Origin of the sequence: Luteolibacter sp., from assembly GCF_039920825.1 — a bacterium.
Taxonomy (GTDB): Bacteria; Verrucomicrobiota; Verrucomicrobiia; order Verrucomicrobiales; family Akkermansiaceae; genus Luteolibacter.
In genome coordinates this window covers 77,428-94,438 of record NZ_JBDSCX010000008.1, presented here as the reverse complement: position 1 = coordinate 94,438, position 17,011 = coordinate 77,428, and the positions used below count along the sequence as shown (strand labels likewise).

At 57.4% G+C, this 17,011-nt stretch carries 17 protein-coding genes; all 17 read right to left on the bottom strand.

What is annotated here, in order from left to right:
- Positions 1-6 precede the first annotated feature (6 nt).
- A complete protein-coding gene (locus ABIQ96_RS01630; RefSeq protein WP_348212788.1) occupies positions 7-915 on the bottom strand; it encodes a polysaccharide deacetylase family protein in 909 nt (302 codons plus the stop codon).
- A complete protein-coding gene (locus ABIQ96_RS01625; RefSeq protein WP_348212787.1) occupies positions 912-1,550 on the bottom strand; it encodes an FkbM family methyltransferase in 639 nt (212 codons plus the stop codon). Before ABIQ96_RS01625 ends, ABIQ96_RS01630 begins: the two co-directional genes overlap by 4 nt.
- A complete protein-coding gene (locus ABIQ96_RS01620) occupies positions 1,513-2,970 on the bottom strand; it encodes a glycosyltransferase (protein WP_348212786.1) in 1,458 nt (485 codons plus the stop codon). Before ABIQ96_RS01620 ends, ABIQ96_RS01625 begins: the two co-directional genes overlap by 38 nt.
- 219 nt (positions 2,971-3,189) lie before the next feature.
- A complete protein-coding gene (locus tag ABIQ96_RS01615) occupies positions 3,190-3,774 on the bottom strand; it encodes a hypothetical protein (protein ID WP_348212785.1) in 585 nt (194 codons plus the stop codon).
- A 29-nt stretch (positions 3,775-3,803) separates the two neighbouring features.
- Positions 3,804-4,814, bottom strand: a complete 1,011-nt coding sequence (locus ABIQ96_RS01610) for a hypothetical protein (RefSeq protein ID WP_348212784.1) — start codon at positions 4,812-4,814, stop codon at positions 3,804-3,806.
- A gap of 2 nt (positions 4,815-4,816) precedes the next feature.
- Positions 4,817-5,248, bottom strand: a complete 432-nt coding sequence (locus ABIQ96_RS01605) for a DapH/DapD/GlmU-related protein (RefSeq protein WP_348212783.1) — start codon at positions 5,246-5,248, stop codon at positions 4,817-4,819.
- Between the two features lie 52 nt (positions 5,249-5,300).
- Entirely contained in the window at positions 5,301-6,143 is an 843-nt protein-coding gene (locus tag ABIQ96_RS01600) for a DUF6492 family protein (RefSeq protein WP_348212782.1), read from the bottom strand.
- Between the two features lie 55 nt (positions 6,144-6,198).
- Positions 6,199-6,897, bottom strand: a complete 699-nt coding sequence (locus ABIQ96_RS01595) for a class I SAM-dependent methyltransferase (RefSeq protein WP_348212781.1) — start codon at positions 6,895-6,897, stop codon at positions 6,199-6,201.
- A 66-nt stretch (positions 6,898-6,963) separates the two neighbouring features.
- On the bottom strand, positions 6,964-8,412 hold the full coding sequence (locus ABIQ96_RS01590; RefSeq protein ID WP_348212780.1) for a hypothetical protein: 1,449 nt from the start codon (positions 8,410-8,412) through the stop codon (positions 6,964-6,966).
- 56 nt (positions 8,413-8,468) lie between these two features.
- Positions 8,469-9,185: a glycosyltransferase family 2 protein gene (locus tag ABIQ96_RS01585; RefSeq protein ID WP_348212779.1), complete on the bottom strand. Its 717-nt coding sequence runs from the start codon at positions 9,183-9,185 to the stop codon at positions 8,469-8,471.
- Positions 9,186-9,521: 336 nt separating this feature from the next.
- Positions 9,522-10,667, bottom strand: coding sequence for a glycosyltransferase family 4 protein (locus ABIQ96_RS01580; protein WP_348212778.1), 1,146 nt, complete (start codon positions 10,665-10,667; stop codon positions 9,522-9,524).
- A 58-nt stretch (positions 10,668-10,725) separates the two neighbouring features.
- The gene (locus ABIQ96_RS01575; RefSeq protein WP_348212777.1) at positions 10,726-11,601 is read right to left on the bottom strand and encodes a glycosyltransferase; all 876 of its coding nucleotides are present in this window, start codon (positions 11,599-11,601) and stop codon (positions 10,726-10,728) included.
- Between the two features lie 55 nt (positions 11,602-11,656).
- Complete coding sequence (locus tag ABIQ96_RS01570; protein ID WP_348212776.1) at positions 11,657-12,709, bottom strand: acyltransferase; 1,053 nt, start codon at positions 12,707-12,709, stop codon at positions 11,657-11,659.
- 43 nt (positions 12,710-12,752) lie between these two features.
- Positions 12,753-13,499 (bottom strand): FkbM family methyltransferase, encoded by a 747-nt coding sequence (locus ABIQ96_RS01565; RefSeq protein ID WP_348212775.1) that lies wholly within the window; start codon positions 13,497-13,499, stop codon positions 12,753-12,755.
- A 159-nt stretch (positions 13,500-13,658) separates the two neighbouring features.
- A complete protein-coding gene (locus ABIQ96_RS01560) occupies positions 13,659-14,810 on the bottom strand; it encodes an acyltransferase (protein WP_348212774.1) in 1,152 nt (383 codons plus the stop codon).
- Between the two features lie 6 nt (positions 14,811-14,816).
- A complete protein-coding gene (locus ABIQ96_RS01555) occupies positions 14,817-15,962 on the bottom strand; it encodes a hypothetical protein (RefSeq protein ID WP_348212773.1) in 1,146 nt (381 codons plus the stop codon).
- A 64-nt stretch (positions 15,963-16,026) separates the two neighbouring features.
- Complete coding sequence (locus ABIQ96_RS01550) at positions 16,027-16,980, bottom strand: class I SAM-dependent methyltransferase (protein ID WP_348212772.1); 954 nt, start codon at positions 16,978-16,980, stop codon at positions 16,027-16,029.
- Positions 16,981-17,011 lie beyond the last annotated feature (31 nt).

The window sequence follows — 17,011 nt, the reverse complement described above, 5'->3', positions numbered from 1 at the left end:
GGAATGCTAGGGTGCGCTGGACAATGCCGACAAGGGAGCTGGCGCATCCGGAGGTTCGAGGAAATCCGTCGGCGAGAGTTTTCTGGCAAGAAAGCCGGGCATGTGTCTGGAAATGGCTCCATGGTAGTCTTCACTACCGGAGATCTGGCGCTCCAAAACTTCCAGACTGCCGCTGTTGACGATAAACCGGGGGAGGGCAAAACGATCGTCATTGGGAGCCACTCCACGGTGTTCGACACACAATCCATATCGATAGCCGAGCCGTTCGGTCGCGCGAACTACCCTGGCATCCACATTCCGGCCAAATTTGCCGTAGGGATAACACATTCCGACGTGCTCAAGTCCCAGCCGCCGAAGCAGGATTTCCCGGGATTCTCCAAGTTGAAACTCGATCCCGTCATCGGACAGGTGACTCAGCATGGGATGATCCCAAGTGTGGCTGCCGATTTCACAACCATGCTCTATCAAACTGCCTGCGTCATCCCACGAAAGAGCTTCAAAATCCTTGGTCTTCTGACGGAGAAGCGAGGTGAACCTGACTTGGGCACGGGGGTCGCGCTCCAGCAACCCGACTGTGACGTAGACACTGAATGTCACCCCGTGGTCCCGGGCGATCGGCAATGCATGGGTGAGGTTGTCCTTGTGCCCGTCATCGAAAGTCAGTGCCACTGCGGGTCTGGGGTTGTCCGTGCGGTCAGCATCCAGCAGCGATTCGACACTCATCACGTCGGTGTGGATCGTGAGCCAGCGGAGAATGCCACCGAAGGCATCGGGGTGGAGGTGGCTGTGGTTTGCCATCGGTTTCACCGAGTGGAAGCAAAGGATCACCTTACGGCCCATCCGATATTGGCGGGTCAGTGAACCGGCTTTCCGCAGGACCGAAGTCGTCAGGCGCTTGACCACGCCGGGATTCATGATCCGGGTTGCGTCCGGTTTTCGGTTAGTCCCGCGGATTCGCAAATGATGGCTTCACAGTAGCCGTGGACCACTCCATCCCACGGAGTCGGGGTGTCACCGGTGATTCTGAAACTCCGGTATCCCATGGAGTTGAGGAATTCAGCGAGCGATTGGGAAATTCCGGGAAAACGGTTTTGAACCTGCTCCTCGCTGTAGGCCTTGAGAATCAGATGAACCGGACGTTCTCGCAGGATTTCCGCGCAGGCGGAAAGGCATGGCAGCTCGTATCCCGCGGCATCGAGCTTCATCCAGATCCGTTTGTCGGCGGGGATGTCCTTCAGCAACGTGGCGAGGTCATACATCGGGATGTCCGCTAGGGCGGAGTTTATTTCGAGCACGGCTCCCTTGGTATTTTCGTCGGTGAAAAGGTGGCAGCGGCCACACCGTTCGCCCAGCGCGCCATGGATGACCCGGGTGTTGGGAATTTGATTGTCCTCGAAATTCCTCATGATGATTTCACAAAGGTCCTTCTGCGGCTCGAGGGCGATGATGGATCCTGTGGAGCCGACCGCCGCAGCGGCGATCAGGCTGTATTCGCCCACGTGGGCACCGATATCAAAGAAACAGTCTCCCGCCCGGAGGTGCTCCTCCATCCATTTTGCGATTTGAGGTTCCGAGTACTTTCGATAGTAGATTTGGGCCGCCGAGCCGCTCTTGGGAAGGGAGATCGAGAGGTCCCGGTGCCAGTTGCGGAGATTCATCGGGGCTGCCGTCAGATGCCATCGCAGTTTCCAGTGGATTTTCCTGAACAGGGCAAGGGGACTCATGGTTTTGCGCGATGGTTGGCGGGGAAGCGGAAGTTTGCGAATGGACCGGCGGAGATGCGACGCCGGTCGGGTTGGCGACGGGTGGCGATGGGATAGGCGTGGTGGCGGATGTCGCTGACTTTTCCGCGACCATCCAAGTCGCGTGATAGAGCATTGCCAGCGACTCGCCGACGACGCTGGCCGAGCATTTCGCCCGCAATTCCCTCAGGGTCCTTTCCGCGCATTTGATATTTTCCGCTGGGGACTTCAAGAGGTTTTGGATTGCCGCGGCCCAGGTGTTGGCATCAGGTTCCACCACCATTGACCGCCGCTGCGATTCGTCGAAAAAGCTGGTGAGGCATGCCCCTGATCCGACGAGAACGGGCAGGCCGCTTTCCAGTCCCTCCATCAGTGCGTAGCTGAACGACTCGTAGCGGGATGGCATGCAGAACGCATCGCATTCGGCCAACATCCGCAACTTTTCCTCGCCAAACCTTGGACCCGCACATTCGACGAAATCCCCGGCATTCATCGATCTCACCTGATCCTCCAGTTCCTTCGTGCCGCCGTTCTGATCATAGCCGATGCAGCGGAGACGCACCGGAAATCCCTCCGAGTTGAGCTTTAGCACGGCATCGATCAGCAGGTCGAGTCCCTTGGTATGGATGTCGTATCGTCCCAGGGTGCATAGGGTTGGAACCCGTCCGGCGACTGTTTTGACGCGCGGAAATGAGGCGCCTTTTGAATCGGGCAGCACCAGCGGCACCACGCCGATTCGCATTTTCGGCAGCAGTCCTTCCAATTCCTGCGCCTCCATCGGCGTGGTGCAGATGGCTAGGCTGGTTTGTTTCGCAAGCAGCCGTTCCACGAAATTCCAGTAGATCGTCTTGCGGTGGGTCTTGGTGGAGAAGACGTGGCTGGATAATGCCCCGTGCGGAGTGATGACGATGTGCAACGGCTCTCCGGTCGTCATCCGCCAGATTTTTTCCAAGGCGATGATCAGATGCACCGCGCACAACTTGATATCGAATGCTCCGTGAAGATGGACAATATTGGCGGTCTTGATTTCCTCACCGAATAGCCTGAGCCGGGTCCAGAGACCGGGACCTTGGAGCACCTTCAGGTTGGGCTCCGGCTGAATTTCAAGCGGCAGCGAAATGACGGTGCAGCTCAACCCCCGCGAGCTCAGGGCCCGCAGCCATCCTTGGATCGCCTTGCCGGTCCCGGTCTCGGTTCCGAACTGCGGAGCCCAGTGGAGGATCCTCATGTCCACCTCCTGGCGAACCCTGACTCGTGTTGGGCAACTTTATGAAAATACGGTTCCCGCCATCCATTGGCGGATGAAACGGGAAAATGCGAAATCGGGGGAAACATGGGCAGTGTGGTGGGTAACCTCTAGTTAATATGGACAAGTGCCCATCGGGTCACAATCGGGTCATGACCTGATGTTTTTGTGAGGGATTTCATTACACGTCGCCATCTGCGCTCAGTCCGGCCGAATGGCTTTCATCACCCTTTCCACGACTTCATGCAGCGCAGGGGTAGCGTCAATGACCCGGAACCGTGGATGTGTCAGGCACAACGCAAGATAGCTGGCCCTGCTGTGGTCCAGCGATTCCCGACCGACTTCCTGCTTCCTTGACAGCAGCACGTCGGCGGGGGCGTCGAGGAAAATCACCCGATCCGGCTGCGGCATCCAGTGTGAGGCAAACCGGGCGAGAGACATCGGCCCACCGTAGCGGTAGCGGCGGGGATCCACCAACAGATCCGCATGATAGCGGTCGAACAGCAAGAAGCCATCACGTCCATCACGCCGTAACTGTTGGAACCAGGCCACCCACCAGTTGAGCCACAGCCAGCCGAGCTTGGCGACAGAGGCAACCGCGCCGCGGGGGTGCGCGCCATGCGGGTCATCTGCTCCGGCCGCCGGGGTTTCACCGGTTGCAAAGGGCTTGGGTCGCCAGTGGCCGAACCGCACGGATTCCCCCGATTCCATCAAGCGGCGGGTCACCTCCTCAATGACCGCCGATTTGCCGGAACCGTCGCAACCGAGAAAGGCAATGAATGGCATGTTCGAAACGTAGCTTGGGGCCGGTCCGTTCAACCCGGATTTGATAGCATCTCGCGACGGGCGCACCGCTCCGCCAGACACCTTGCGAAGTTCAGGAGGAGCTCTCCCGTGTCCTGACCGCCGTCGGGACGATAAACACAATCCGCGGGAAGCAGGGATTCCACTATTCCCGGCATTTCAGGCACCACAATCACGGTGCTGGCGACGAGACCCTTAATCAGCGCAGGTTTCCAGCGGTCCACCTTGAGGAAACGGCGGAAATACAGGTGCCCGAAGGTCGCTTCCAACTCGCGGGATATTTCGTCGAAATCCCCGCCTCCGGTGACCACAATCATGCCGCTCGGCGAAAGGATGCGGGAAACGATCCGGGCGAACGAATCAGCATTGAAAACCGGGGGGCGGCGGTTGGACCGTCGCCTCAGATCCCCAAGCCCGGTTTTCAGATCCTCCGGATCCCAACCTGCCAGAATGATGCCCCAGTGCTTGGCAAGCCAAGTCTCACAGTTTTTGCGGGCAGGCTCCGGATAGCGGGCGAACTCCTCAGCCACCCCGGCCACCTCCTTGGACTTTGCCGCCGCCTTGGCGAAACGGTAGCATAATTCCTTCTCCGGAGTTAGGCTGAAGCCGCCCCACAAGTATGGCTTCCGCTCTTCCAACAGCTCACTGGCGGTCAGGTAGACGGTGCCGTTCCGCTGATAATCCGAACAGGCATCCAGCGCGACCGCACACGCCGGATCGTCGATCGCCGAGCAAACATGATAGGCGGCGGTCGGCTCGTGCCGAAGCACCTGGCAGAGTCTCCAACCGGCACCACCGCAATATTCGTGGATCAGCCGCGTGAGATTGCCCCAGACATTCCCCGCCACCGCGAAATCGACATCCGACAACGGGTTTTCGAATCCGTCCCCGCCTCCATGCAGGATGGCGGACGGGACGCCCTTTGATTGAAGGAAATTGAAGAATCCCCGTGCGAATTCCGAGATCCGCGAAGTTCGGTCGCGTTCCACGAAGGGGGCGAATTTCCCGGTGGCACCTTTCATGTTCAAGTCGGTTTGGCCAGCAGGACCCGGTTAGCTCCCACGACGGTCGCGCCTGCGGGAACATCCTTGGTGACAACCGCGTTGGCACCCACCACCGCATCATCTCCTATGCGAAGCGGGCCGAGAATCTTGGCTCCAGCCCCGATGTAAACCCGGTGCCCGATCTTTGGCGCCGCCATCACGCCGCCGCGGTTTCCAATGGTCACCTGATGCCCAATCACCACATCTTCGCCGAACTCCACTCCGCTGCTTACCACGATCCCGAACGGATGGGGCAGGAACACAGATTCCGGTAATGCCATGCCAAGGTCACAATTCAGATAGGCGGAGTAAATCCTGAAGACTCCTGGAATCCGTTTCCGCGAAAGCGCGATCAGCCACCTTGCCAATCTGCCGTTGGAAATGTGCGGATCATGCGGGTGGGTGCGTTTCATGGATGGAGCGTCAAACGTGGGACAAGCCGACATCGATCAAGGGCGCGGAGATTCAGGAATAGTCCTCGATGACCTTCTTTCCTGAGAGCTTTTGCAACGCGCGTTTGATGCGGTTCTTTAACGAAAAGAAGGTTTCAAAGGCGGCATAGGAATAGGACTCGGCAAGGATGCCGAGTTTCTCGGGCTTGGGTGGATAACCGGCGATTCTCTCGCCGTTGCGGGTCCACTGGAGATCTCTGAAGGTGATGGACTCGGGATGTCTCCATTTGGCGTAGTGGCCATACGTTTCATACTCGCTGAACAGGTTTGAGCCCTCGCCGCGCAGGTTTTCCATGATTGCCCATGCCCAGCCGCGGGATTCCGGATGTTTGGTTTCGATTTCAGCCAGCATCTGCCGGAGGATTGTCTTGTCGATGATCTGGTGTTGGGAAATGAATGAAAACTCCCGGTTAGCAGTGCAGCCGAACAATTGCTCGAAAGTCTTGAAGTAGGGTAAATGGTGCTCCTTGGCCTTGGTGTAAAGCGCACGCCCCGAACTATCGAAAAAGTCCATCGGCCTCAGGAGCACGGTGTCCGCATCCCAGATCAGATAGTGGTCACCGCCGCCTGACACATTGACGAAGGCGAACTTGAGGAACTGCTGGAAATACCATCCGGCCCCCTTGGGGAAGAAAGGCAACGGCATTTCACGAAGCTCCTTAAGCGTCATGCCCGGCAGGAGGGCATTCTCATCCCAAAGCACGAGATCCGTTCCGCAGGCGTTCCTGAAGCGGGTGAAATCCTCCTTGCGCGTGATCAGGTTGATCTCCGGATCGGGCAGATGCGTGCGCAGGCTGGCACAGGCTATCTGATAGATAGGCAGGTCGCGGGCGATGCATGCGGAGACGACTTGCATTCGGATTGGCTCGAGGTTGCCAACAGAGCCGAGGGGCGCCCGGGATCCGGCCGGATCATCCACGGCCTTGGGTGATTTTCAGGACCAGCTTCCTGGGGATCATTTTCAAGAGCACGCTAATGACTGGGGCGGGAAGGAGGCGCCCCAGCAATTCCGTGGGCTGCATGCGAAGGGAGGCAAGCGTTTTTGTCGCCACTTTCCGGCTCGATTCGCTCGGTTGGGCGGAGGTCTTGCGTGCCTCGAACATCCCCTCGTCGCTGACGTCGTGGAGTCGGCATTCCCAGTTGTCATGCGCCCGGAGATAAGGGACCAGCCATTTTCCTTTCCGAAGTTTCGCGTCATGGGATAGCAGAATCGCACCCACCGGCATCGCATCCCTAAGCAACTGGAATTCTGTGATCTGTTCCATTGGATTGTCACCGCCGTCGAGGAAAACCAAATCAACCGACATTTTCCCTCCATCCTTCGCCAGAAACTCGGGAATCACATTCTGGGAGAATCCGAATAGCGGGGTAAACCGCGCGGCGATTTCCTCGCCGGCGGTGTTGATGTTCTTGAGCATCGCGTCATAGATCGATTGAAACGCCTCGATTCCCCAGAGGTGTCCGCGGCCGTTGGCATGCAGCGCCTTGAGGATATGCAGGGTGCTCCCTCCACCGAGCCATGTTCCCACTTCAATGACGTGCTCGGGTTTCAGTTCGGTGACCCAGCGGGTGATGATCTCCCGTTCCTTGGTATTGAGTTGCCCTTCCATTTCGAGTTGTGTGGGGGTAGGTTGTTAGCGGGAATCCCCGCGGGTTTCGACAGAGGAAAAGGGGATTCAATAACCGGTTTCCCAGATTTCGAATCCGGTGAATCGGGCGACCGGTTTGAACGAGTCATGTTCCAGAGTAGCGCGGTGGTTGCCGCCCGGATATCGCAGGTCCGGGCGGTTGAGGATAACCACGTCGGCCACCAGCAGGCTGCTGGGAGGATTCGTTTCGAAGACCTGGATGGCGTTAACGAATTGGCCGCCGCCCATCCGATAGGCATAGTAGCGCGTGGCATTCATGTCGGCCTGCCACCACACGGTCTTGCCATTTTTCAAGGCATCGATTCCTATGGCAGTGGCCCTGCGGTAATCGTCCCTGGCGTGGCGTTCGAGAAACCTGAGTTCCAGCGACGAGGCCGCCATGAACATCACTGCGAGGGTTCCTAGAACACGCAGGCGTTTCGCCGACGGGCCACCTGCGCTGAAAACCGCCGCGATCGGTAGCAACAGGGCGGGAATTGCCGGGCTAAGGTGGCGGCCCAGCACACGGAAATCCTTGAGTTGGCCGACGACGGTCAACATGAGAACTGGAATGACGATGGCGCATATCACCCCCACGACACATCTGGCTGGAACGGTTTTCAGCCAGGATTTGACTCCGCAGAGCCACGCTCCGGCGATGCAGGCAAACGCCGCCAGAAGGATGGGAAGATAGGGCGCGACGGTGGCGGGTGATTCCCGCAATTCATTCCTTCCAGGGCCCAGGCCGAGCAGACCGAGCATTTCATAAAATCCGAAAAATACACTCAAGACTCCGCCGCCGCCTTCGATCCCTGCGGCGCGGAAGCCCTTGAGCAGAGTGAACAGGTAGTAGCCGCCGACGGCCAGTCCCCCTCCGATCCATGGCAGCGAGCGCAACCAAAATCCCTTTTTTGCCAGCCAATCCGGCCGTATGATCAGGATCCCCAGCCAAAATCCACTCGCCCATACCAACGCGGTGAGGCTGCTGGCGGCTAACAAAAGACCGGCGCCTGCAGCCGCATGAAGACCCTCGTAGCCTTGCCGGCCGCGTTCTTCGATGATCTCGCCCAGCGCCGCCGCCGCGAGAGCCCCCCCGGCGATCTGCATGGCGTAAGGTCTCAATTCACCCGTGTAGTAGAGCACGAAAGGGGAGGTGAGGCACACCAGCGGCCAGAAACGAACTTTTCTCAAAGCCAGGACGGCGAGAATCAGCCACGGCAGATTGATGCAACGCAGCGCGAACTCCCCCAGGACGCCGCACTTCGTCCAGCACCACAGCAGAAACATGTAAACCGGCATTTGGGTGTCCGATCCGCCGAGACGCATCGTCATCGTCCACCAGTCCCTGATGTTAGGCATGAGCGCCTTGAAGGCTCCGCTGCCCTCGTCCATCCACAAGCTTTGGGAGGTGATGGCACACAGGCCGACGATCAGCGCGATGAACGCGAGCAGCAGCGGGCGGGTGAACTCGCGTTTCGTGAATGAGAGAGGGGTCATGAAAATCGGATAGGGCGGGTTCCGCAGGATTGATTTCAATTCATCGGGCCGGGAGTCTAACGGATATCCGCTTTCCTGAGTTGGGTGAACAACTCCACGCCCTTTGCCGCGAATTTCGAAAATGGCACCGACGGCTCACCTCCACTTCGCGGAGGAAACCCGATGGGCACTACGCCGTGACGGATCATCCGGTTCTTTCTCAACATCACTGCCAATCCGACATTCGCGAGAAACAGATCTTCGGGGATCGACCGGAACACTTCCGCACAAGTGGCGGTGTCCATCAGCCGGTAGGGAACGTTCGCATCGACGCAATCCACACCGGCGAACAGTCGCAGCAAACCACGCAGGACCAGACTGGCGATGATACGGCGCAGCCCGTCCTGCCTCAGCCGCTTGCCGTAGATGACATCGAAATCATTCCTCAGCGCCCAGAATTTGCTGAAATACCGGGGATCGGACTGTCCGTCGGAATCGATCTGCATGACAAACGGAATGCCGCGATCCACCGCGATGCGGTAGCCTTGGACACAGGTTTGGCCATGGCCGCGGTTCGGGCGGTGGATGCATTCCAGTCTGGGGCCGTGTTTACTACGAAGATCCCGCAGGATTTCGGGAGTCGCGTCGGTCGAGCCGTCGTCGATCACCAGCAAGGTGAATTCCGCGAGATTTTCATCCAGTTCTCCGAACCATGCGGTGACCACCGTTTCCACCGAGTCCTGCTCGTTGAAAACAGGCATCACGACGAGAAGCTGCGGCACGGGAACGTCCATTTGGAAGGGAAAGGAGATCAGGGGCTTTTCCCCCGGGGGAAATTGACTCCGGAGCAGAGAGGGGAACCACGGATGATTTCCAACTTCTGTTCTTAAAAATCAGAGCAACCCGTGGAGTGGATAGTTAGATTTTCGAATCTTTTCCAGTGCCCCTCACACGAACGTTTTTGAGACGGAAGTTTGAACCACAGATTTCATAGAGGACACGGATGGTTGACGACTTGGACTCTTGATTTCTTGATCTGTGCTCATCCGTGAAATCTGTGGTTAGAGACTCCCTCGCCTTCCCCTGATGTAGAGGCTTTGGGGAGGGTATTGGCGACTGCCGAAGCCGCGTCAAATCCCGGATTGAGCGAGCGCTTCCCGATAGATCTCCAGGTGCCTCCGCGCGATGACTTCGGGATGAAACCGTTGACCGGCGACTTGTTTGGCTCGGGCCGCCATGGCCGCAGTTTCATCGGGATTTTCCTGCCACCGTGTTACCGCACCTTGGATGGATTTGGCATCCTGCGGATCGAACATCAGACCGGTCACGCCGTGTTCGATAAGATCCGGAATGCCGCCGATGTTTGAGGCCGCCACGGGCACCCCGGCGGCCATCGCCTCCAGGATCACCATCGGGCAGTTGTCCTCGGTGGACGGCAGGATCAGCAGGCCCGCCTTCCGCAGCCAGTTTTTCAGTTCCTGCCGGTTCACCGCACCTGGATGGCTGCACCAGGGGCGGGTCGCCAGCCGTTCGACCACTTCCGCACCGTATCCGCTCTCCTCCCCGACTCCTAACAATACAAGCTGAGGGCGGATTTCCTCCGGCAGAGCATCGAACGCGTCAATCAGTTCCATCTGTCGTTTCCACGGACTGAGGGACGCCACGCAGATCACAAGATCTCCTTGGCCGGTTGCGTTCACTTCGAAGAACGAGGCGTCCACCGCATTCGGAACCACCCAGGTCCTACGCGCGTTGTCCCGCAGGCGTCCTTGGGTGTAGTTCGTGATGGCGACCACTCCATCAGCCCGACGGACTGCCATGGCCTCCAGCTTTTTCACCAGCCAATAGTAGCTGAATGGCCTGGCATCGATGATCTCGGCGATTCGCGCCATATGACCGTGGATCGTCAGCAACCGGGGACCGCAGGGCGCGAACATCATGGAAACCGCACAATCGCGCTCGGTCCCCTGGGCGTGCACCACGTCCGGCTTGAGTTTGCAAAGCAACCGCCGCACCGCCAGCCCACATCCCGCGAATCCCGTCCGTCCCCATCCGAGATGGGGAACCAGAAGCTGATGGAAACGGATGTTAGGTGCCAGTGCCTCCGGCGTGTCCATTTTCCGGCGGGTGCAGGAAATCACGTGGATCTCCACCTCGTTCGGGAACTTCGCGAATCCATCCAGCAGGGCCTGGGGCGCGGTGCCGAAATGCGGAACCGGATTGTCGTAGTCCGAAAACTGCTCGCGGTTGTCAGTGGTCAGGAAGGCGATCTTCATGAAAAATAAAGTAGGGCGACAGGCCACGGCGGACCGGGCCGGATCCGCCCTATCGGGTTTACCGATGTAACACCCGCCAGATTGTCTTTTGAAACGCCCACATCCACAGCTCGATTCCCTGCTTCCGAAGTCGCGGCAGACAGTGGGCCATCAGCCAGAACCAGTCACGCCGCGTGCTTTGGCTGCTTCCGTAGTACAGGGCTTCGAGTGCGCGCTCCGCTTCTTCCGGATCGAGTCTCATGAAATCCCGGCAATGTCGCAGGGCGATGTCCCTGCTCAAACTCAACTGCACTTCCGCTTTTCGCTTGGAGATTGATGCTTGATGCACTCGGAAATCAAGCAGTGGCACGGGTAGGCCGACGACCGGTCCCTGGTGCACGAGTCGTCCCCAGAGACCGTAATCCTCCGCGTGGCGTTCCTCCGCGAGGTATCCGCCGGCCGTGAGGAACGCGTCCTTCCGAAACATCACCGTCGGATGTACAATCGGGCTTTGATAACACAGTCGAAGCAGGGTCAGTCCCTCGCTGCGGACGAGCCTTCCCGCAGGAGTCACGTAGCGCTCCTCGCCGATGATCCGGATCTGGGTGTGACATAACACCACTCCCGGTTCTTTCCGCATGATGTCCACCTGCCGTTTGAGCCGCTCGGGATACGCGATGTCATCCGCATCCATCCGCGCGATCAAGTCCGCCCCGGCTTCGGCCACGCCCCGGTTGAGCGCCACCACGATCCCCTCGTGCTCCTGGCGGATCAAGCGGATCCGCGGGTCCTGATAGCTCTCGATGATGGAAACCGTGCCATCCGTGCTTCCATCGTCGATGATCAGAAACTCGAAGTTGCGCTCGGTCTGTTGGAGAATGCTCTCGATGGCCTCCCGCAGATGGGCTTCACCATTCCAGACCGGCATGATCACGGAGATCAATGGTTCACTCATCGGTATCAGTGAAAAGAATAAGGACAGGTAGGAAAATGACGGCCCTGCTTTGGATTCAATCGAGGATGTAGGGTTTGCGGAAGCGCAGGAAAGGCTGTTCGATGAATTTGTAGGAAACGTGGCCGATTAGCACCATGCAGAGGAAAAAGAACAGTGACGCCATCAGTCCTACATAGAAATTCTCAATCGGAATGCCGGATTTGATCGCTGCCCGAGACATCTTGTGGAAAAAGAAAAAGTGAAGAAGATAGATGGAGTAGGAATAGACTCCGGCCTTGCCGATCAACCAAAGGAACCGATTCGGTTTGAATTCGAACGATTCGGCATACCACGCGATCAATGTTCCATATGCCAATGCCTCGATGGTGGGAATGAATACCCAAACGACACTTGGCGAGGGGTAGGCAGGCAACCCATAGAAGCCTCCTGCTCGGTCGAAAAAGTAGTAGAAACCTGCGAGAGTTCCAAATACGACGGCAGCAAACGCGTGCTTTCCCACAATCTTTGATCTCCAATGAAACGCCATGATTCCGATCACGAACTGGTCCATTCTTCCGGCGAGCGTTTGATAGGCGATCTCCTGAACCTCGCCGTATTGGAGCCAGATGAGTGATCGCAGCGCGATCATCATCACGATCAACAAGGGCAAGAACACTTTGTTCCTGCGGTCGAGCCAAAGCAGCAAAGGCAAAATCACGTAGAAGTGGAACTCGATGGCGATGGACCAGCCTCCGTTGGGGAAGCCCTTTCCGAGAATTCCGCTGACAATACCTTTGGCGTAGGCCATGACGTCCCTGTCTTTCAGATACTCGATGACCCCCACAATGAGGATGACGAGGCACAAAAGCGGTAGCAGTCGCAGGACGCGGTTCCAGATGAACTTCGGATAGTCAATTCTTTTGCCATTCAGCAGCTTGGCAAAAAGATAACCGCTGAGCGTCATGAACAGGGCAACGCCGGTATGTCCCTCGGCAAAAATTGAAAAAGGAGCAAGAGGCACGTTGGCCTTTGCTTCTGGCAGAAGGAAATGCCAACTGAAAACCATGAACGCCGCCAGAGCACGAATGTGATCGAGGTTCGCATAGTGTTTCCCTGACGATGATTTCATGATTCAATGCAGGAACTCGGGCTTGTTCATTGCATGGCAGGATTCACCAGGCATGCACCATCACCGGACGCGGGGTGCTCTCACCACGAAGTGTGACTCCGTAGGGTCTGACGTTGGAATAACCCACCCCTTCGAGCAGGGAGGAGATCACCGCGAAGTCCCAGGGATTGTGATAGGTCGTAATTCCCAATTTGGGATGGGACTCCCTCAGAAATTCCACACCCCCGGAAAGTGCCTGATATTCGCTGCCTTCGAGATCCATCTTGATGAAAGTCGGCTTGCCATGTTCCTTGGCCAGTTCCGCCAATGTCGTAACTTCCACCGTATCGCCGCCTCCGCCTTCGAAATGGCCGGCGAAGGCATCGTCCTCCGCGCTGGCGAATCCCGCGCTGCCGGAAAAGGAACCAAGTGCCACCGGCGCGACCACCACCCGGCCTTCGGCGATTTCATCGCGAAAGGTTGCCCGCAGACAATCCGCCATGGCGGACGATGGCTCCACACAAATCACCTTGACCGCTCCCGCCTCCAGCGCCGCGCGGGTGAAAAATCCTTCGCAGGCACCGCAATCCAGCACCACATCCCCGGAGCCCAGGGTCACGCCGCCTCTCGTATATTGGTGGAAGTTCATCGGATGGTTCCAGAAACCCACCAAATATTCGCTCCATAATTCGGCGGATTCGTCCATTCCTGTGGGAAACCAGAATCGATGCTTGCCGCCAAACTCCAGCAGCTTCCGCCGACCTGCCGTTTCCACGGTCTCGATCGACTGCGGCGGAGGATGGACGCCCACGGTTTGCGAACCCAAGAGAGAGGTGGCCGAACTCAACGGGCAGAGTGGAGCGCGGCCACTTAGCTTTTCGATCAGTGGGAGGAGTCGGTTTCCAATTTTCGACATATTGAATTTGGGTATCGAGTCCTGTCCTACGAATGGAGCGGTAATTAATAATAGTCAGTTGACGGGACTGGACAGCTTCCGGTTGACGAGGGCTGATAGTTTCGAACTTTTTGAAAGTCGTTTGCCAAGTGCGATGGCGGGAGTCTCAAGATAGCGGTAAACCACCATAGAAATGAAAATAGTGGCAATAACGGATCCAGAAAACACGACCCCCGAGAGCACCCCATCGCCAATCGATGATTTACCAATGATACTTTGAATCTTGCCTCCGACCTTGCTGATTCCGTGATGAACGATCGGATGCATCAGATACATCGTGTATGAGATCGAACCGAGGAAGGTGAGTGATTTCGATAGATTTCCTTTCTTCAATTGGGTGACCGCAAATCCCTGGCAGCAAACCAGACATACTGCGACAAGCAGGAATCGGCCGAATCCAGATACCCATGTCGGGACTTCAGCCAGGTAGGAAGCCAGGATGAAGACCAGCGCCGCGCCATAGACTCTTGCCGGGAATGTGGGATGGAGTCTGGCTCTCACCATCGAAGGACCGATTACCACCCCAAAGCTGAAGAGAATCAAATGGTTGAGGGGCTGGATGTAGGATTTCCACTGTTCCTCCACGGAATGAGCGGGACTCAATACGTGGAATGCATACCAGGAGGTGACGAGAATGACGGCTGCGATCAGAAGCCCGCTTGAGACACGCGAGCGCGTGGACCAGAGAATTAGAGGGAAAAGCGTGTAAAACGCCCATTCATTGCCGATCGACCATGCGCCGGTTGCGAAATAGGCATGGGGATCAATCCAAGAAAAAAGGAGTGAGTAGTTCAGGAATATTTTCCACAAGTTCCAGTCAGCGGAGCTGGTTTCAGTCAACAGAGCGATGGTGGAAACCAGCCAGAAAAGCGGGATGATCCGGAATACCCGTTTGATCCAGAATTCTGATGCGAAGGACCTGTTGATTTCACGATTCCGATAGACAATATAGAGGGCGGATCCGCTGAGGGTGTAGAAGGTGCAAACCGCATAAATTCCCAGAAGGTTGAGCGGACGCTGGATATGCCAAGGGAGCGGCAGCCGATGCCACTCGGCATAGTGATAGACCATCACCGAAAAAGCGAGAAGTCCGCGCAACTGATCCAGTCCTTCATATCTTTTGGCAGAAGGGGGTATTTGAGGCTGCGGCACAAGATGCGATTTCATTGGACGTCAACCGATTTCGGTTACGGCTCGGATCGACGGTTGGTGAAAGTGATTTTCCCCCAGCATCCGGTATCCGCCGACGAGGGGATCGAGGACGGGTGGAAAGAAGCGCTGCCAGGAGGCGCGGAACCGCGGTTCGCGGTTTTCCAGAAGGTGTTTGAAACTGGCCACTTTGCCGCCGCACTGGTGAATGTAGAACAGACAGGATGACATGTATCCGTAGGTGGTCACCAAGCGCGAAAGTCCGAGGTCCTCGGCACAGGCGTCCGGCGGAAGGGCATCGCAGGGAGTGCCCTGCGGCAGGGATTGGTGGAAGATCGCCCGCGCTTGTTCCCGCAGCTCCGGCCATGCGGCGCAGCGCGGATGGAGCTTGTAGGCCCAATGGTCGCCTCCCTCGTGTTCGTTGGCGACGACCTCGCGAACAATTTCGAGATAGGCCGTCCGCAGGTCCGGATGGAATGCGGAGAAATCGTCGAAAACTACGAGCCGGGTGATCGGGCTGGAGACCGGTTGATAGAGCGGGTGATTGAGGTTGATGACGGGCGCGGGGAAATCTGGAAAAGTGGCGGCGTTGGAACCAAACGCCCCCGCGTATTTCGATGGCCAGTGAGGATAGTCGGTGGTGGTGGGGGCGATCCGGCCAAGTGCACGGATCCGGGCACCCAACTGGAGTTCCTGAAAGCGGGTGAAGGGCTTCAGGTGGACCGGGCTGACTCCCGGCGGGCAATACGATCCGAGTCCTTCCTCGATCAGCCAATAGCGCTGGCAGAGCGGGTGCCAGAGGATTTGCTGGCAGATCGTGTCCGAGGGAGAGGGCAGGTAAGCGACGAATTCGCGGTTTCCGGTGATCTCCCTGATTCGGTTGCTGTTCTCAAGAATAGTGCGCCAGTCGCAGGGCAGGGTCCGCCACCGGTTGAGCAAGGGACTGAATCCGGCATTCTCGGAGTTCCAGCCGGGTGAGACGGAGGTGGATGTCTGGGAGCGGTCGGTGACGATGACCACCTCTTCCGGGTTCAATTCCAGGTGGGCGATGATGGACGGGACCATCCGGGCGACGATGCCGGAGTAGATGTAAAAGCAATGGATCACTGCCTGGCTTTTCCGGCGATTCGATGTTAGAAAGCAAAGTGCGAGGATGCGGGCGAGAATCAAATCAAAATCTCAGGGCGATCCCTACGTCTCGAAAATGATGTTGAACGGAAGGCCGTGCTTTTGATCACTTCTTCCCCACAAAATAGAATTCGGTGCTGTTCACGACTCCGCAACCGCACATGAGCCTGTCCATCTCCCGGATATATTTCGCCACCTCCGCGTTGAGGGTTTCCGGGAAGCGCAATCCGCCGATCACCTCGTGATAGAACCCCGAAACCTCATCATATTCGATTTCAGAAAACCTGGATCTCAAGGCTCCGGTCATTTCGGGATGGCCGGCGTCATTGTCGTTCACGGACTGAAGCTTCTCACCGTTCTCCGATTCATAGCGCAGCTTGTTCAAGATGAGATTCACCTCGTTTTTCAACTGTTCGGAATTCTGTGGAAGAGGCTGCGCGTCAAAGTAGCCACCGCCAGCCGACAAGAGGCGGGTCAACAGGTGGACTATCGAGGCGTTTGAGATCGAGACCCGATCCCGGGTCGGTTCGTGGGCGATCACAATTCCGGAAGGAACAAGCAGTTCGTGAACCCTCCGCATCACCTGATCCTGATCCTTGAAGTGGTGCAGCGCGCCCACAAATACCACGGCGTCGAAAGTGGATGTCGTCACGTGATCATTTGAAAAGAAATCACCCACAATGTATTTCAGATCCCCGCGCTCGCCAATGTGCGGATCCTTGTCAGCGACCTGCTCCGCGACGCGAATGCACTCGGGGGACAGGTCCATGCCTACCACGGAATGACCAGCCCTGGATAGCTCGAGGGAGATGAATCCGGGACCGCATCCCACTTCGAGAATGCGTAGCGGGCGAATGCCGAAGCTAATGGTCAGGCTCGCATGAATTCTCGCGAACTGCTCGCCCATATCCAATGCGACGTACTCCGGCCGCCGCCAGGAATTGTTGTAGAAATAGTCGCACGGAGTGCAGTAGCGCAAATCCGGGACATGACCGTTTTGGACACGTTCAATGATCTGGTGGTCAAATGCCTCGGCCTCGAGTTCGAGATTTTCTTTCATGGAATGATGGGATGAATGAAATGTGATTGCG

Bases quoted from the DNA above. Each gene is read 5' to 3' on its own strand.
- ABIQ96_RS01570 (WP_348212776.1), bottom strand. From the start codon at position 12,709: ATGAAATCATCGTCAGGGAAACACTATGCGAACCTCGATCACATTCGT.
- ABIQ96_RS01610 (WP_348212784.1), bottom strand. From the start codon at position 4,814: ATGAAAGGTGCCACCGGGAAATTCGCCCCCTTCGTGGAACGCGACCGA.
- ABIQ96_RS01590 (WP_348212780.1), bottom strand. From the start codon at position 8,412: ATGACCCCTCTCTCATTCACGAAACGCGAGTTCACCCGCCCGCTGCTG.
- ABIQ96_RS01585 (WP_348212779.1), bottom strand. From the start codon at position 9,185: ATGGACGTTCCCGTGCCGCAGCTTCTCGTCGTGATGCCTGTTTTCAAC.
- ABIQ96_RS01595 (WP_348212781.1), bottom strand. From the start codon at position 6,897: ATGGAAGGGCAACTCAATACCAAGGAACGGGAGATCATCACCCGCTGG.
- ABIQ96_RS01575 (WP_348212777.1), bottom strand. From the start codon at position 11,601: ATGAGTGAACCATTGATCTCCGTGATCATGCCGGTCTGGAATGGTGAA.
- ABIQ96_RS01620 (WP_348212786.1), bottom strand. From the start codon at position 2,970: ATGAGGATCCTCCACTGGGCTCCGCAGTTCGGAACCGAGACCGGGACC.
- ABIQ96_RS01600 (WP_348212782.1), bottom strand. From the start codon at position 6,143: ATGCAAGTCGTCTCCGCATGCATCGCCCGCGACCTGCCTATCTATCAG.
- ABIQ96_RS01580 (WP_348212778.1), bottom strand. From the start codon at position 10,667: ATGAAGATCGCCTTCCTGACCACTGACAACCGCGAGCAGTTTTCGGAC.
- ABIQ96_RS01615 (WP_348212785.1), bottom strand. From the start codon at position 3,774: ATGCCATTCATTGCCTTTCTCGGTTGCGACGGTTCCGGCAAATCGGCG.
- ABIQ96_RS01625 (WP_348212787.1), bottom strand. From the start codon at position 1,550: ATGGAGGAGCACCTCCGGGCGGGAGACTGTTTCTTTGATATCGGTGCC.
- ABIQ96_RS01560 (WP_348212774.1), bottom strand. From the start codon at position 14,810: ATGAAATCGCATCTTGTGCCGCAGCCTCAAATACCCCCTTCTGCCAAA.
- ABIQ96_RS01550 (WP_348212772.1), bottom strand. From the start codon at position 16,980: ATGAAAGAAAATCTCGAACTCGAGGCCGAGGCATTTGACCACCAGATC.
- ABIQ96_RS01605 (WP_348212783.1), bottom strand. From the start codon at position 5,248: ATGAAACGCACCCACCCGCATGATCCGCACATTTCCAACGGCAGATTG.
- ABIQ96_RS01630 (WP_348212788.1), bottom strand. From the start codon at position 915: ATGAATCCCGGCGTGGTCAAGCGCCTGACGACTTCGGTCCTGCGGAAA.